The 14,456-nt window shown below is 72.3% G+C and carries 15 protein-coding genes; 6 read left to right on the top strand and 9 right to left on the bottom strand.

Features of this window, described 5'->3' with window-relative positions; genetic code table 11:
• Position 1: 1 nt before the first annotated feature.
• The 5 genes from ACFKCF_RS40475 to ACFKCF_RS40455 all read right to left on the bottom strand — a co-directional run bounded on the left by ACFKCF_RS40475 (position 2) and on the right by ACFKCF_RS40455 (position 5,895).
• Entirely contained in the window at positions 2-1,354 is a 1,353-nt protein-coding gene (locus tag ACFKCF_RS40475; protein ID WP_394500634.1) for a PfkB family carbohydrate kinase, read from the bottom strand.
• On the bottom strand, positions 1,351-1,902 hold the full coding sequence (locus ACFKCF_RS40470; RefSeq protein WP_394500632.1) for an SIS domain-containing protein: 552 nt from the start codon (positions 1,900-1,902) through the stop codon (positions 1,351-1,353). Before ACFKCF_RS40470 ends, ACFKCF_RS40475 begins: the two co-directional genes overlap by 4 nt.
• Positions 1,887-3,086, bottom strand: a complete 1,200-nt coding sequence (locus ACFKCF_RS40465; RefSeq protein ID WP_394500631.1) for a glycosyltransferase — start codon at positions 3,084-3,086, stop codon at positions 1,887-1,889. The genes ACFKCF_RS40470 and ACFKCF_RS40465 overlap by 16 nt, the downstream gene beginning before the upstream one ends.
• A gap of 269 nt (positions 3,087-3,355) precedes the next feature.
• Positions 3,356-4,279 carry a glycosyltransferase family 2 protein gene (locus tag ACFKCF_RS40460; RefSeq protein ID WP_394500629.1) on the bottom strand — a complete coding sequence of 308 codons (924 nt, stop codon included), beginning with the start codon at positions 4,277-4,279 and terminating at the stop codon, positions 3,356-3,358.
• Entirely contained in the window at positions 4,276-5,895 is a 1,620-nt protein-coding gene (locus ACFKCF_RS40455; protein WP_394500628.1) for a carbamoyltransferase, read from the bottom strand. Before ACFKCF_RS40455 ends, ACFKCF_RS40460 begins: the two co-directional genes overlap by 4 nt.
• A 129-nt stretch (positions 5,896-6,024) precedes the next feature.
• Here ACFKCF_RS40455 and ACFKCF_RS40450 point away from each other — a divergent pair, with 129 nt between their 5' ends.
• The 3 genes from ACFKCF_RS40450 to ACFKCF_RS40440 all read left to right on the top strand — a co-directional run bounded on the left by ACFKCF_RS40450 (position 6,025) and on the right by ACFKCF_RS40440 (position 8,153).
• A complete protein-coding gene (locus tag ACFKCF_RS40450; protein ID WP_394500627.1) occupies positions 6,025-6,939 on the top strand; it encodes a glycosyltransferase in 915 nt (304 codons plus the stop codon).
• A gap of 68 nt (positions 6,940-7,007) precedes the next feature.
• A complete protein-coding gene (locus ACFKCF_RS40445; RefSeq protein WP_350735736.1) occupies positions 7,008-7,163 on the top strand; it encodes a hypothetical protein in 156 nt (51 codons plus the stop codon).
• Positions 7,164-7,199: 36 nt separating this feature from the next.
• Entirely contained in the window at positions 7,200-8,153 is a 954-nt protein-coding gene (locus ACFKCF_RS40440; RefSeq protein ID WP_394500625.1) for an LLM class F420-dependent oxidoreductase, read from the top strand.
• Between the two features lie 44 nt (positions 8,154-8,197).
• Here the strand turns inward: ACFKCF_RS40440 and ACFKCF_RS40435 are convergent, their stop codons facing one another.
• Positions 8,198-9,991 carry a thiamine pyrophosphate-requiring protein gene (locus ACFKCF_RS40435; protein WP_394500624.1) on the bottom strand — a complete coding sequence of 598 codons (1,794 nt, stop codon included), beginning with the start codon at positions 9,989-9,991 and terminating at the stop codon, positions 8,198-8,200.
• Between the two features lie 105 nt (positions 9,992-10,096).
• Between ACFKCF_RS40435 and ACFKCF_RS40430 the strand changes: the two genes are divergently transcribed.
• Both ACFKCF_RS40430 and ACFKCF_RS40425 read left to right on the top strand, forming a co-directional pair.
• Entirely contained in the window at positions 10,097-10,438 is a 342-nt protein-coding gene (locus tag ACFKCF_RS40430) for a DUF3147 family protein (RefSeq protein WP_394500622.1), read from the top strand.
• Positions 10,435-10,827 carry a DUF3147 family protein gene (locus ACFKCF_RS40425; protein ID WP_394500620.1) on the top strand — a complete coding sequence of 131 codons (393 nt, stop codon included), beginning with the start codon at positions 10,435-10,437 and terminating at the stop codon, positions 10,825-10,827. The genes ACFKCF_RS40430 and ACFKCF_RS40425 overlap by 4 nt, the downstream gene beginning before the upstream one ends.
• 220 nt (positions 10,828-11,047) lie before the next feature.
• On the opposite strand, the gene ACFKCF_RS40420 is transcribed toward ACFKCF_RS40425, so the two are convergent.
• The 3 genes from ACFKCF_RS40420 to ACFKCF_RS40410 all read right to left on the bottom strand — a co-directional run bounded on the left by ACFKCF_RS40420 (position 11,048) and on the right by ACFKCF_RS40410 (position 13,781).
• Positions 11,048-11,278 (bottom strand): hypothetical protein, encoded by a 231-nt coding sequence (locus ACFKCF_RS40420; RefSeq protein ID WP_394500619.1) that lies wholly within the window; start codon positions 11,276-11,278, stop codon positions 11,048-11,050.
• 278 nt (positions 11,279-11,556) lie between these two features.
• Positions 11,557-12,219 carry an SGNH/GDSL hydrolase family protein gene (locus ACFKCF_RS40415; protein ID WP_394500618.1) on the bottom strand — a complete coding sequence of 221 codons (663 nt, stop codon included), beginning with the start codon at positions 12,217-12,219 and terminating at the stop codon, positions 11,557-11,559.
• Between the two features lie 44 nt (positions 12,220-12,263).
• Entirely contained in the window at positions 12,264-13,781 is a 1,518-nt protein-coding gene (locus tag ACFKCF_RS40410) for an FAD-dependent monooxygenase (protein WP_394500615.1), read from the bottom strand.
• A 165-nt stretch (positions 13,782-13,946) separates the two neighbouring features.
• Between ACFKCF_RS40410 and ACFKCF_RS40405 the strand changes: the two genes are divergently transcribed.
• On the top strand, positions 13,947-14,456 hold a 510-nt coding region (locus ACFKCF_RS40405), incomplete at its 3' end, for a BTAD domain-containing putative transcriptional regulator (RefSeq protein ID WP_394500613.1).

Genomic DNA, 14,456 nt, shown 5'->3' with positions numbered 1-14,456 from the left:
CTCACGCCGCGTGCATCGCGGCGATGATCCCGGTCGTGGATCTGCCGGGCACGCTGGCCAGGACGACCGTCTCCGCGCCCACTTTCCGCAGTGACGCCGCCTCCGGCAGCTCTCTGCCGGAGTAGTCACCGCCCTTCACCCACACGTGCGGCCTGAGCCGTTCGATGGCCTGGGCCGGGGTGTCCTCGTCGAAGATCATGACGGCGTCGACGCATCCCAGTGCGCCGAGCACCTCGGCTCTGTCCTGCTGCCCGACCACGGGCCTGTTCGGGCCCTTGAGCCGCCTGGCCGAGGCGTCGGAGTTGAGGCACACGATCAGCGCGTCGCCGAGCGCCCTGGCCCTGCGCAGAAGACTCACGTGCCCGGCGTGCAGCAGGTCGAAACAGCCGCCGGTGGCGATCAGCCGTCCGCCGTTGGCCCTGACCAGGTCGGCGACCTCGGCGGGCGTGCGCGGCCTGTCACCCATCTGCGCGCAGGACGGCCTGATGGCCGCGGCTCCGCCGGCTTCGACGAAGGCGGCGGCCTCCCCGACCCCGAGGGCGACCGCGTCCTCCACCGGCCGCCGGTCGCGCAGCGCCAGCGCCGCCGCCGCCGCGAACCTGTCCCCCGCCCCGCACACGTCGTGGCCGCTGCAGAGCATGGGCGGCGGGATCCTGGTGTGGTGACCGCCTTCGCGCGCCAACACGGCGCCGTCGGCGCCCAGCGTCACCGCGACCGCCCGCGCGTTCAGGGTCCTCACCAGGCGCCGAGCCATCTCGTCCGGCCCGGCGTACGGCGGCGGGCACAGGAGCCGGGCCTCGCTCTCGCTGGGGGTGATGAGCGCGCACCCGGGCAGGGGGCTCGGGCCCTTCGGATGCGGATCCCACACGATGGGCGCGTCCGCCTCGCCGAGCAGGCCGAGCAGCGAGCCCGCCATGCCTCTGCCGTAGTCGGAGACCAGCACGGCGCCCGCCGTCCGGAGAAGGGAGCGGACCGTGCGGGTCACCGGGCCGGCCAGGCCGCCCACGGCGTACCCGTCCCCCGTGTCCAGGCGGACCAGCGTCTGCCCGGCCGCCCTGACCCGGGTCTTGCAGACGGTGGAGCCGCGCAGCGGCACCCGCACCACCCGCAGCCGGCCGTTCAGCAGCCCCCGCAGCGTGCGCCCGCTCTCGTCGTCGGCCAGCGCGGTGACCAGCACCACCTCCGCGCCGTCCCTGGCGGCCAGCAGCGCCGCCAGGCCCGCGCCGCCAGGCCGTGGATGTCTCGCCTCGACGTCGACCACGGGTACGGGCGCGTCGGGTGCGAGCCGTTCGGCGCTTCCCTCGATGTCGACGTCCAGCAGCGTGTCACCGATGACGACCAGCGGCCCGTTCACGCGCCCGCCTCCTCGATCGCGTAGCAGAGGAGGTGGATCATGGTCAGATGCACCTCCTGGACGGTCGCCGTGTCCGTGGCGGGCACCGCGACCACCTCGTCGCTGATCTCCGCCAGCGGGTTCGGCGCCCTGCCCGTCATGGCCCAGGTGATCAGCCCGCACTCGCGCGCCGCCCGGGCCGCGGCCAGCACGTTGCCGCTGGCACCGCTGGTGGACAGGCACAACAGCACGTCGCCTTGGCGGCCGTGCGCGCAGACCTGCCGGGCGTAGACGACGTCCGCGCCGAAGTCGTTGGAGATCGCCGTCACCGACGAGGTGTCGGCGTGCAGCGCGATGGCGGCGTAGGGGCGCCGCTCACCCCTGAACCTGCCGACCAGCTCGGCCGTCAGGTGCTGGGCCTCGGCGGCCGAGCCCCCGTTGCCGCACACCAGCAGCCGTCCGCCGCCGCCGAGGACGGCCGCGAGCTTGCGCCCCCATGCCTCCACGGTCGGCGCCTGGTCGGCGCTCATCGACAACGCCTCGCGCAGCATGGTCAGGTGCCTGTGCATGTCATCCCCCTCAGCTCGGCGCCCAGCACGGCGCCCAGCACGGCGCGGTACACGGCCTCGGTCTGCTCGGCCACGCGCGGCCAGCCGTAGCGCTGCCTGGCTCGGCGCGCCCCTGCGGCGCCGAGCTCCGCGGCCCGTTGCGGGGCTTCGAGAAGGTCTCGCAGCGCGCGTGCCAGCGCCTGCGGCCGGCGCGGCGGAATCAGCACGCCGCAGCCGTCGACCGTGTCGAGATGGCCGCCGACGGCCGAGGCGATCACCGGCACGCCGCAGGCCATCGCCTCCAGCGGCACCATGCCGAACGGCTCGTACCAGGGCACCGTGACCACGACGTCGGCCGAGCGCATCAGCGCGGGAACCTCGTCGTGCGGGACGCTGCCGAGCACCTTCACCCGGTCGGCCAGGCCGTAGGCGCCGGCCAGGGCCGCCAGCCTGGCCGCTTCGGGGTCGCCGGCGGAGCCGCCCGCGATCAGCAGCTCGGCCTCCGGCACCTCGCGCAGCGCCCGCAGCACGGTGTCGACGCCTTTGCGCGGCACCAGCCGGCCGATGCTCAGCACCCGCGGGCGCGTGCCCCTGTCCGCGCGCGGACCTTCGGGGGTGAAGTGATCCAGGTCCACTCCGCAGGGCACGATCGAGATGACGTGGCCGGGCACCCCCATGGCGTGCAGCTCGCCGACCTCGTCCGAGCAGGTGGCCAGCACCGCCGCCGCCGCTCGGCCGATCCGCCGCTCGGCGTCGATCCGGCCCGGCGGGCTGGTGTCCGCGCTCCCCTGCCAGCGCCGCTTCACGGTGCCCAGCGCGTGGAAGGTCTGCACGACGGGACGGTGGCCCGCCGCCAGCAGCGCGGCCTTGCCGCTCATCCAGAAGTGCGCGTGCACGATGTCCGGGGCCCGCCGCGTCCAGCGCCGTGCCAGCTGCTCGGCGAAGGCGGGCATGTAGGGGGGCAGTTCGTCCTTCGGGATCGGCACGGCGGGCCCCGCCCGGACGTACTCGACCCGCACCCTGTCCCCCAGTGGCACGCTCCGCGGCTGCTCGGGCGAGCTGCGCCGGGTGTGGACCGCCACGTCGTGGCCGCGCCGGGCCAGGGCGAACGCGAGCGCGGCGACATGGACGTTCTGCCCGCCCGCGTCGACCCCGCCGATCGCGGCCAGGGGATCGGCGTGTTCGGAGACGAGATCGATCTTCATGGGATCAGTTCCCTCACTGCCTTGACGACCTGCGCGGCTGCGACTCCTGTCAGGCACGGATGACCATTGACCGGACATGTCTGCGCCCGTGTGTCCTTGCACGGCCCCTCCTGGTCGCCCAGCAGCACGTACGGCACTCCGTACGGGGCCCAGCGCCCGGCCGGCCAGGAAGACCACCCGGTCGGCGTGCACGCTGACCGCGCGGACGGCGGGACCGGCGAGCAGCACATCACCGGCGCTGTCCGGGCGAGCCACCAGGACGGTGCGGCTCACCAGCGCTCCCTCAGCTCCCCGCGAAGCCGGTGCAGGCAGGCGACGGGCGGGATGGCCACGCTGGTGACCAGCATCCTGACGATCTCGGCGGGCGTTCGCGGTCCCGGCGCGATCCGCTCCCACGCGAACCGCGCGGTGAGCGCCGCCCACCCCGTCCCCGCGAGGAGCGCGGCACCTGCCGCCCGGTTCCTGGCGCTGCCGCCTTTCCTGGCCGCCCCGCGCGTGGCGCCACCACCGCCCTTCCCCGCCGCGGCCACGGCGAGGGCGACGGCGGACAGCCCCAGTACGGCCGTGACGGCGTGCCTGGGCAGCAGCCCGCCCGCCCCGATCAGCGACCGCCAGCCGGGCCCGTGGATCCGGCGCATCAGCGCGTCGTCGGCGTTGCCCCGCTGGAATCGAACGCTGGCCCAGAAGCCGTCGTCCCGCACCGGATGCCGGGTCACCCGCTCCCCCTTGACCAGCCGGAAACCGGCCGCCATCACTCTCAGCGCGAGATCGGCGTCCTCCCGGTAGGCGCGGGGGAAGCGCTCGTCGAACCCGCCGACCTTCTCCAGCGCGCTCCGCCGGTACGCCATGTCCGCGGTGATCCAGTCCGCGTCCGCCAGGCCGGCCGTGTTGCGCTCCGCGTCCGTCGGCCGGCGGCCCTCCGGCAGCGGCACCTCGATCCTGCCCTGGCTGCCGCCCACGTCCTCCGGCAGGTCCGCCAGGTCCTTGACGACCGCTTCCAGCCACCCTTCGGCGGGCACCACGTCGTCGTCGAGGAAGACCACCCATGGCGTTCGCGCCTGCCGCCAGCCCTTGTTACGGGCCGCGGCGGGTCCTCTGCGTTCGGTGTCCTCCACCACGATCACCGGCACGCCCGCCGGAACGGCGTCGGCCAGGGAGGCCCGCCCGATCGTGGGGATCACCACCGTGATCATGCGGGCCTCCGCACCACGAACGGCCCGATCACGAGCAGGTCGACCGGCGCGGAGCCGAAGCACTCCAGCGCGTCCCTCGGCGAGTCGACCATCGGCCGCCCCGCCGTGTTCAGGCTGGTGTTCACCACGACGGGCAGCCCCGACAGCGCCTCGAACCGCTCCAGCACCCCGGCCATCAGCGGGTCGCTCTCCGGCGAGACGGTCTGGATGCGGGCCGTCCCGTCCACGTGCACGACGGCGGGGATCCGTTCCCGCCACTCCGGCCGCACGTCATGGACGAACAGCATGTACGGCGAGGGCACCGGCCCCCGGCCGAAGATCTCCCGCGCCCTGGACTCCAGCACCATCGGCGCGACCGGCCGGAACTGCTCCCGGCCCTTGACGTCGTTCAGCCGCTCGGTGTTGCGGACGTGGCCGGGATGGGCCAGCAGGGAGCGCCGGCCCAGCGCGCGCGGCCCGTACTCGCTGCGCCCCTGGAACCAGGCCACGATCTTGTCGTCGGCCAGCGCCGCGGCCACCTCACCGGCCAGGTTCGCCGGCCGCGCGTACGGCACGCGCGCCACGTCCAGCCACGCGGCCACCTCCTCGTCGCTCCAGCGGCGCCCCAGGTCCGCGCCGCGCATGGGCGCGGCCGGCTCGCCCTGCTCCTGGGCCAGGTGCAGGGCGCCGCCGAGCGCCGTGCCCGAGTCGCCGGCGGCCGGCTGCACCCAGACGTCCTCGAACGGCCCCTCGGCCAGCAGGCGCGTGTTGGCCACGCAGTTGAGCGCCACCCCTCCGGCCATCGCCAGGTGCCGCGCGCCCGTCCTGGCGTGCAGCCAGAAGGCCAGGTCGAGCAGCACCTCCTCCAGCCGCGTCTGGACGCTGGCGGCCAGGTCGGCGTGGTCGGCGGTCCACCGCTCGCCGCTGCCGAGCTTCTTGGCGAAGCCGCCCCAGTCGATCGGCTCGACCCTGAAGCCGCCTTCCGGCGTGGCCGTGATCAGTTCGCGCAGCACGTCGAGGTGCCGGGGCGTGCCGTAGGAGGCCATGGCCATGACCTTGTACTCGTCGCTGGAGCGCATGAATCCCAGGTGCTCGGTGACGTCCTCGTACATCAGGCCGAGCGAGTGCGGCAGTTCCTGGGTGGCGAGCGTGGTCAGCTCGCCGTCGCGATAGTGGCCGGCCAGGTGCGAGACGGACTCGCCGCGGCCGTCGCACACCAGGACCGCGCAGTCCTCGAACGGCGCCGCGAGCCCCGCCGAGGCGGCGTGCGCCACGTGGTGCGGCACGAACCGCACCTGCGCCGGGTCGAGCCCGGGCAGCGCCGTGGCCAGGAAGCTCGGCGCCCTCATCGCGTACGTGGTGCGCAGGTCCTCCCACGGGGCGCCCGTCTCCTGCCGGACCAGTGAAGGATCGTAGGAATAGGCGACCGCGTCGAGATCCTCGGGCCGAAGCCCGGCCTCGGCGAGACACCAGGCGGCGGCCTGCTCGGGCAACTCCCACGCCGAGAACGGCACGGGCCGCTTGCCATGCTTGCGCCGGCTGAACCGCTCCTCTTCCGCGGCGGCGACGACCTCGCCGTCCACCACCAGGGCGGCGGCGGGGTCGTGGAAGACCGCGTTGATCCCAAGGAACCTCATGGGAGAAGCGCTACCGAGCGCAGCGGTCGTTAAACGCAAGGTAGGAGGGGCAGCCGTCTCTCAAGTTGACGCGGCAGCCAGGCGCGGCCGGGCTTTTCGGACGCGAAGAAATCTTGAAAGGGGGCGCGGATGAAAATCCTGGTCTGGCATGTGCACGGCTCCTGGACCACCTCATTCGTCCAGGGCCGTCACACCTACCTCGTCCCTCTCACCCCCGGCCGCGACGCCGACGGCAGAGGGCGGGCGCAGAACTTCGACTGGCCCTCCTCGGTACGTGAGGTGCCGTGGGACCGGCTCGCGCACGAGCAGGTCGACCTCGTCGTCTACCAGCGCCCGCACGAGATCGAGCTGGCCCGCGACTGGCTCGGCGGCGCGGTGCCCGGCGTCTACGTCGAGCACAACACCCCCAAGGGCGACGTACCCGCCACCCGGCATCCGCTCGCCGGCCAGTCGGCCATCCCGCTCGTGCACGTCACCCACTTCAACGCGCTGTACTGGGACAACGGCCTCGCCCCGGTCCGCGTCATCGAGCACGGCGTGGTCGATCCCGGCCACCGCTACACCGGGGAGCTGCCCAGGGCCGCCGTGGTGATCAACGAGCCGGTCCGGCGCGCGCGGGTGGCCGGCACCGACCTGCTCGCCGCCTTCGACGTGCCGCTCGACGTGTACGGCATGAAGACCACGGGCCTGCCGTACCCGGCCTACGACCTGCCACAGGCCGAGTTGCACGCGGCCCTCGCCATGCGGCGCGCCTACCTGCACCCCTACCGGTGGACCTCGCTCGGCCTCGCCCTCATCGAGGCCATGATGCTCGGCCTGCCCGTCGTCGCCCTGGCCGCCACCGAGGCGATCGAGGCCGTGCCGCAGGAGGCCGGTGTCCTGTCCACCAAGCTGCCCGTTCTGGTCGAGGCGCTGTCGGAGTTCGTCCGGGATCCCGCCCTGGCCGGCCAGTACGGCAAGGGCGCCCGCACGGCGGCGCTTTCCCGCTACGGAATCGCCAGATTCCTCGACGACTGGGACCGCGTGCTCGGCGAGGCGCCGTGAACGTTTACCACGTACACCTCGGGTAGCCGTGGTTTCGACAAAATCAACGTATCAGGATCGGTGAAAACATGATCATCATCGGCATAATCCTGCTGCTCCTGGGGTGGCTGCTCGGCATCTCGCTGCTCTACACGATCGGTGCCATCCTCCTGGTCATCGGCGTGATCCTGCTCGTCCTGGGCTCCATCGGCCGTCCGGTCGGAGGCCGGCGATATTGGTTCTGACCTGGCCCCTCAGCCCGCGACGAGAAGGATTCAGCCATGTCCCGCATCGGATATTTCCTGAGCAGCGAGGAGCACGGACCCAAAGAACTCGTCCGGCAGTCGAAGCTGGCCGAGCAGGCGGGCTTCGAAGGGCTCTGGATCTCCGATCATTACCATCCCTGGCTCGACGAACAGGGCCAGAGCCCCTTCGTCTGGTCCACCATAGGAGCGATCGCCGAGGCGGTGACGCTGCCGATCACGACGGCGGTCACCTGCCCTCTGGTGCGCATCCATCCGGCCGTCATCGCCCAGGCCGCCGCGACCAGCGCCGTACTGACGGGCGGCCGCTTCCAGCTCGGCGTCGGCACGGGTGAGGCGCTGAACGAGCACATCACCGACTCCCGCTGGCCGCCGGCCGCCGAACGGCTGGAGATGCTGGAGGAGGCGATCGAGGTGATGCGCCGGCTGTGGAGCGGCGAGCTGACCACCCACCGCGGTACGCACTACTCCGTCGACAACGCGCGCCTCTACACGCTTCCCGAGCAGCCGCCGCCGGTGTACATCTCCGGCTTCGGCGAGAAGTCGGTCCGGCTGGCGGGGCGGATCGGCGACGGCTACATCTGCACGGGGCCGGCCGCCGACCTGGTCAAGCTGTTCCGCGAGTCCGGCGGGGCGGGCAAACCCACCCAGGGCGGGCTGAAGGTCTGCTACGCCGACGACGAGGCGTCCGCCCGCAAGACCGTGCACCGGCTGTGGCCGACCCAGGGCATCAAGGGCGAGGCCTCCCAGCTGCTCCCCCTGCCGCGCCATTTCGCGCAGCTGGCGGAGATGGTCACCGAGGAGGAGGCCACCGCTTCGACACCGTGCGGCCCCGACCCCGAGGTGCACGTCCAGGCGATCCAGAAGTACGTGGACGCCGGGTTCGACGAGATCTACATCAGCCAGATCGGTACCGAGCAGGACGCCTTCTTCGAGTTCTACTCCCGCGAGGTCCTGCCCCGGCTGCGATAGCCGAATGGTCCGGCCGGCGTCAGCGCTGACGCCGGCCGGACGTCTCAGCCCTTGCTGCGGGTGAACAGTTCCTGGGCCTTGGTCTTGAGCCCTTTCTTCACCACGCCGATCGCGTCGGGGTCGCCCTTGATGATGGCCTCGGCGGCGTCCTTGAGCTGCTCGAAATCCGTGTGCGGCGGGATCGGCGGGATGTCGGGGTCGCAGTGGACGTCGAGGACGACGGGCCGGTCGGCGGCCAGGGCGCGGTCCCAGGCCGGGCCGATCGCCTCGGGCTTCTCGACCTCGATGCCCTCCAGGTCCAGCGAGCGGGCGAAGCCGGCGTAGGACACGTCCGGCAGCGTCTGCGACTCCTCGAACTTCGGCGCGCCGCCCATGGCCCGCAGCTCCCAGGTGACCTGGTTCAGGTCGTTGTTGTGCAGGACCGCCACGATCAGCCGCGGATCGGCCCACTGCGAGCAGTACCGCTTGATCGTGATGAGCTCGGCCAGCCCGTTCATCTGCATGGCGCCGTCGCCGACGAAGGCGATGACGGGCCGGTCCGGGTGGCCGAACTTCGCGCCGATCGCGTACGGCACCCCCGACCCCATCGTCGCCAGGGTCCCCGACAGCGAGCCGCGCACGCCGGCGCGGATCTTCAGGTCGCGGGCGTACCAGTTCGCGGCGGAGCCGGAGTCGGCGGTCACGATGGCGTTGTGCGGGAGCCGCGGGTTCAGCTCCCAGAACAGCAGCATCGGGTTGATCGGGTCGGCCTCCACCTTGGCCTGGCGTTCGACCGTGCTCCACCAGCGCGCGAGGTTCTGCTCGACGGTGTCGCGCCAGGACCGGTCCGGCTGGCGGTTCAGGCGCGGGATCAGTGCCCGCAGCGTCTCGGCGGCGTCGCCGACGAGGTTGACCTCGGTCGGGTAACGCATGCCGATCATGCGGCCGTCGACGTCGATCTGCACGCCGCGCGCCTCCCCGAAGGGCGGCAGGAACTGCGTGTACGGGAAGTTCGATCCGACGATCAGCAGCGTGTCGCAGTCACGCATGAGCTCGTAGGAGGGCCGGGTGCCGAGCAGCCCGATGGCCCCGGTGACGTACGGCAGGTCGTCGGGCAGGACGTCCTTGCCGAGCAGCGCCTTGGCCACCCCGGCCCCGGTGAGCTCGGCGACCTCGATGACCTCGGCGGCGGCCGAGCGGGCGCCCTGACCGACCAGGATCGCCACCTTCGACCCGGCGTTGAGGACCTCGGCGGCGCGAGCGATCTCCTCGTCCGGCGCGCGGGTCACCGGCGGCGTGTAGCCGGGCGCCGACGACGGCACGTTCTTGAACGCGTGGGCGGGCGGCTCGTAGGGCTCCTCCTGCAGGTCGGAGGGGATGATCACGGCGGTCGGGGCGCGCTCGGCGACGGCGATGCGCATGGCGCGGTCGATGAGGTTGGGCAGCTGGGCCGGGACGGTCGCCATCTGCACGTACGCGCTCGCGACGTCCTTGAACAGGCTCAGCAGGTCCACCTCCTGCTGGTAGTTGCCGCCCATGGCGCTGCGGGCCGTCTGGCCGACGATCGCCACGACCGGGACGTGGTCGAGTTTGGCGTCGTACAGGCCGTTCAGCAGGTGGATCGCGCCCGGCCCGCTGGTCGCCAGGCACACCCCGGGTTTGCCGGTGAACTTGGCGTATCCGACGGCCTCGAACGCGGACATCTCCTCGTGCCGGGACTGGACGAAGCGCGGGCGGTCGTCGGCGCGTCCCAGCGCCGCGATGATCCCGTTGATGCCGTCGCCCGGATAGCCGAACAGGTGGTCCACGTCCCACTGACGCAGTCGTAGGAGCAGGTAGTCGGCAACGGTAGGCGCCATGACCGGATCCTCTCGAGGTGGTAGTGGGTCTTTTGGGGCCCTTCCCGAGCCACACGATTGAAACCGGGGAGCCGGGGCAGCCGAAGCGCGAACGGGGGGCCGCCGATGAGCGAGGTGTGGTGGATCGTAGGACGCGGACTGCTCGGAGGCCTGCTGGTCATGGTCTTCGCGGTGATCGGCGAGATGGTGACGCCCAAGCGGTTCGCCGGCATCTTCGCCGCCGCTCCCGCCGTGGCCCTGGCCGGGATGACCATCACCGTGCTGCACGAGGGCGAACGCCAGCTCGCGCAGTCCGCGCTCGGCATGATCGCCGGATCGTTCGCGCTGGTGGCGTACTGCGCGGTGGCCGTGCCGCTCATACGTCGCCTGGGCGCCTTCGCGGGCTCGCTGACGGCACTCGCGGTGTGGACGGCCGTCGCCGGCGCGGGCTGGGCACTGATCACATGAAGGCGATCCGGCTGGAGCCGTCCAGGCTCCGGGACACGCCGATCCGCGGGATGGTGACGCGTTTCGCCTTCGGGGCGATCGTCTCGGTGGCCGCCGGTCTGGTCGGGCTGCGCTGGGGACCCGTGGCGGGAGGAGTGTTCCTGGCCTTCCCCGCCATCCTGGCCGCCACGCTGACCCTCATCGAGGAGGAGGAGCATCGGCGCGACCCGGCCGCCCAGGACGCCCGCGGCGCGGTGCTGGGCGCGACCGGCATGATCGCGTTCGCCGCGTGCGTGTGGGCGCGGGCGACCTTGCTGCCCCCTGCGCTCGTCCTGGCGGTGGCCACCGTGGCCTGGGCGGTGATCGCGGGTCTGCTCTACCTGGAGTTCGGCGCCCGCCGCGGCCGATGAGCCATCAGGTGGACGCCGAGGGCGGCGGGATCGGGGCCCGGGCCTGGGGTGAGGAGAGTACGAAGGACGTCGCGGGCTTGCCGAGCTAGTCGAGCTGGTCGATGAGCGGTTCGAGCGCGCACCTCACGGCCCCGGCGCTGCTCGCGGTCGCCGGTCTGGGTCCTGGCCGGAGCGGCACTGGCCCTCAGGAGGCCAGGCCGCCCCGTGTCGAGCAGGGTGTTCAGCAGGGTGTCCAGGTGACTTTCAGCTGGCCCTCCAGCGTCCCCCACTGGCCCGGCTGGCTGCAGCCGAACCAGCGCTGTCCGACGAGCGTCTCCCCGGCGTAGTAACTCAAGACCGTGAGGTTGTCGCCACCCGGTGGAGGTGGCGGAATAGCATGGGCTGGGGCAGAGCCGACGGCGAGCAGACCGGCGATCATCGTCGCCGCGATAATCCCCTGCTTAATTCTCACGAAGGTCCCTCCAGGAGCACGTGAACTTCAAGCAACGCGACCGAACTTTATTCTCTCCGGATCATGAGCCCTGTCAATATCATTGCGCCGGCTGCCGTACACGCTGACTGCGGTGGAACGTGGCATCACCCGCGCCCGAACCCTCTGACCCGCCGGCCCCGGAGACGGTGACCGCTGACGCGGGCTCCTGATCGTCCCGCCGACCAGCCCCGCGACTTCCGTGGACGAGCGGTCCGCTCCGCTGCCGGCCGGTGTCGCGGGGCGAGCGCGAGGCAGAGTCACGCGACGAGGCGCAGCCAGGCCCTCGCGAGTGCGGCGTGACCGGCCGGCGTCGGGTGCACGCCGTCCTCGGCCCAGTACTCCGGCCCGGTCGTCGCGGCGAGCTCGGCGAACATGCCGTCGGCGGCGAGCAGGTGCGCGCCGTACTCGCGGGCGAGCTCCCGCACGACCTGGATCTTCGGGTCCAGGTCGGCGCGCCACTCCTTGCGCCCCTGCTCGCCGACGTGCACGTCGCCGACCTCGACGAGGCCGCTGATCGGCAGGAGGAACGGCTCTATGAGGATCAGCTCCGTGCCCGCCTCAGCGAGGGGGGCGAGCAGGCGGTCGTAACCTGCCGCGAAGTCCTTCGCGGGGATCACGTAGCCGTCGGGGTCGTAGGTGTGCCAGGCCACGTCATTGCCGCCGACGAGGATCGACACCACGTCCGGGCGCGCGTCGAGCACGTCCGCCTGCCAGCGGGCTTCGAGGTCCATCACCTTGTGGCCGCCGATCCCGGTGTTCAGCCAGGTCACGGGGCGGTCCGGATGCCGCAGGCCCCACTCGCCCGCGATGTGCAGCGGGTAGCCGAACCCGAGGCCCTGTTCGCTCTCCAGCCGCCCGCAGTCGGTGATCGAATCGCCGGTGAACATCACGGTGCTTCCCGGTCGGATGGTGATCGTCATGTGCTCTCCTGTAAAACTCGGTCAAGTGGTGTGAACGTGGGTATTCAGGCGGCCGGGGATGCCGGCCTGCCGAACCATCGGCCGGCGGCCCGCTCGAAAGCCGCACGATCAGGGTCGCGATCGCCTGCCCAGGCGACCACGCCGTCAGGCCGGACAAGCACGGCGCCCGATCCGAGGTCGTTTCTCGCCGGCCCGGCCGCATACCGCATCCGGCTCTCCCAGCCCATCGCCGAACCGTGCAGGCGCCGGTCGATGCTGAAGTCGAGCGCGACGCCTCGTCCGTCCCGCATCAGGTCGCCGAGGCGAGTGCCGTCCTCGAGACGGAAATCGGGGGCGTTGCGGCCGACCAGCGGGTGCTCGCCGCCGAGGTCGTAGCGGATCGACGATCCCGATGTCTTCTCGAACACGTAGGTCGTCCCGTCACGGGTCCCGAGCAGGTCGCGGATCACTCCTTGGACGGCCTGCGCATGCGGGTCCGGCTTCATGGCCGCCGCCTGGGCGCGCGTCCAGTCGAGCACCCATGCGCCGATCGGATGCCGCTCGCGGGTGTAGGTGTCGAGCAGCCCGTCCGGCGCGTGCCCGCGCACGGTCGCCGCGAGCTTCCATCCCAGGTTCATGGCGTCGCCGATGCCGAGGTTGAGTCCCTGCGCCCCGAGGGGAGAGTGGATGTGGGCGGCGTCGCCCGCGAGCAGGACGCGCCCTCGCCGGTAGGTCGTCGCCTGCATCGCCCGATCGGTGAAGCTCGAGGCGAGATGGACGTCGCTCAACGTCACGTCGGTGCCGGACACACGGCGCAGAACCGCCTGGAGATGTTCGCGGGTCGGCCGCTGCGAGCGATCGAACGCGCCGCCGTCGAACTCCAGCATGCCGACGTACCCCTTCGCGGGCGTCCGGAGGTACATGCCGGTCGGCGTCAGATTGAACCCGGGGCGCAGCTTCTCGGGATCGGCGATGGTCGCGAGCACGACGTAGCCGGTGAACTGCGGCTCGGTGCCGGCGAAGCCGAAGCCCGCGAGCCCGCGCACCGCGCTGCGGCCGCCGTCGCAGCCGACGAGCAGGCGCGCCGCGTACTCGTGCTCGCCGGCCCGCGCGACCACGATCTCATCGCGCTGCGCGATGCCCGAGACCGTGACGCCGCGCCTGACCTCCACGCCGAGCATGGACGCCCGCTCCGACAGCACCGCCTCGACCGCTTCGAGGTTCGTCATCACCCCCTCCGCCGCCGGACTGGGGAGCCGGTACGGCAGGGCGGCGACGTCGACCTTGGCCGGATCGAGCATCATGCCGGCGAAGTGGCCCGCGCCACGAGGGGGCGACGGCTCGTCCGCGCCGGGATAGTCGTCGACGCCCGACGCCTTCAGCAGCGGGTCCAGCATGCCGCGGCGGTAGAACGCCTCGACCGACGCGGCGGACAGGCCCCGCATCCCGAGCGGGTCCGCCTTCCACGGGGAGCGGGGCTCCGGCTCCCGCTCGAGCACCAGGACGGAACAGCCGGCGAGGCCGAGCTCGCAGGCAAGGAACAGGCCAACGGGGCCGGCGCCCACGATCACTACGTCATGCACGAAAACTCCCTTCAGTTCTCTTCGGACATGCAAAGACTGAAGCGGGCCGCTCACACGGGGCACACACGGCGCTGACATGGGCGCACATGGCGCTGACACTCCCGTCCTGCGCTGGGTTCGAGCGCCCGGCAGGCCGGAAAAGGCGATTTGGGAACAGGAGGGTGCGTGCGCGAAGATCGGGGGATGGACGGGGGTACGCGGCTTCGCGTCTCGCTGCTCGGCGCCTTCCAGGCGTCTCGCGGTGACGCTGCCCTGCCCGTCCGGGGCGCGCGGTTGCAGGGTCTGGTCGCACGCCTGGCGCTCGCCGGCGGGCGCGCGGTCGAGCAGGGCGTCCTCGTCGACGCGCTCTGGCCCGAGGACCCGCCGGCCGGCCCCGCCCACGCCCTGCAGGCCCTCGCCTCACGGCTGCGCCGGGCCCTCGGCTCGGCCGGCGACGTCACGCAGGTCGCGGGCGGCTACCGGCTGGAGGTGGATGCGGCCGACGTGGACGCGCTGCGGTTCGAGCAACTCGCCGCAGCCGGCCGTGACCGCCTGCGCGCCGGCGACCCGAATGCCGCGGCGGCCGTGCTCGGCGAGGCCGTGGCGCTGTGGGGCGAGCGTCCCGGCGCCGAGCCCACGGTCGTCGCCGCGGTGGCGCCCGCCGCCGCGACCCGGCTGGCGCACGCCTCGGTCGAG

Source organism: Nonomuraea sp. JJY05, from assembly GCF_043496855.1.
GTDB lineage: Bacteria > Actinomycetota > Actinomycetes > Streptosporangiales > Streptosporangiaceae > Nonomuraea.
Note: the sequence above shows the minus strand (reverse complement) of the source record. Positions and strands in the feature narration are given on the sequence as shown.

Excerpts from the sequence above, each read along its gene's own strand:
- ACFKCF_RS40470 (WP_394500632.1), bottom strand. The coding sequence starts at position 1,902 with ATGCACAGGCACCTGACCATGCTGCGCGAGGCGTTGTCGATGAGCGCC.
- ACFKCF_RS40465 (WP_394500631.1), bottom strand. The coding sequence starts at position 3,086 with ATGAAGATCGATCTCGTCTCCGAACACGCCGATCCCCTGGCCGCGATC.
- ACFKCF_RS40460 (WP_394500629.1), bottom strand. The coding sequence starts at position 4,279 with ATGATCACGGTGGTGATCCCCACGATCGGGCGGGCCTCCCTGGCCGAC.
- ACFKCF_RS40455 (WP_394500628.1), bottom strand. The coding sequence starts at position 5,895 with ATGAGGTTCCTTGGGATCAACGCGGTCTTCCACGACCCCGCCGCCGCC.
- ACFKCF_RS40450 (WP_394500627.1), top strand. The coding sequence starts at position 6,025 with ATGAAAATCCTGGTCTGGCATGTGCACGGCTCCTGGACCACCTCATTC.
- ACFKCF_RS40445 (WP_350735736.1), top strand. The coding sequence starts at position 7,008 with ATGATCATCATCGGCATAATCCTGCTGCTCCTGGGGTGGCTGCTCGGC.
- ACFKCF_RS40440 (WP_394500625.1), top strand. The coding sequence starts at position 7,200 with ATGTCCCGCATCGGATATTTCCTGAGCAGCGAGGAGCACGGACCCAAA.
- ACFKCF_RS40435 (WP_394500624.1), bottom strand. The coding sequence starts at position 9,991 with ATGGCGCCTACCGTTGCCGACTACCTGCTCCTACGACTGCGTCAGTGG.
- ACFKCF_RS40430 (WP_394500622.1), top strand. The coding sequence starts at position 10,097 with ATGAGCGAGGTGTGGTGGATCGTAGGACGCGGACTGCTCGGAGGCCTG.
- ACFKCF_RS40425 (WP_394500620.1), top strand. The coding sequence starts at position 10,435 with ATGAAGGCGATCCGGCTGGAGCCGTCCAGGCTCCGGGACACGCCGATC.
- ACFKCF_RS40415 (WP_394500618.1), bottom strand. The coding sequence starts at position 12,219 with ATGACGATCACCATCCGACCGGGAAGCACCGTGATGTTCACCGGCGAT.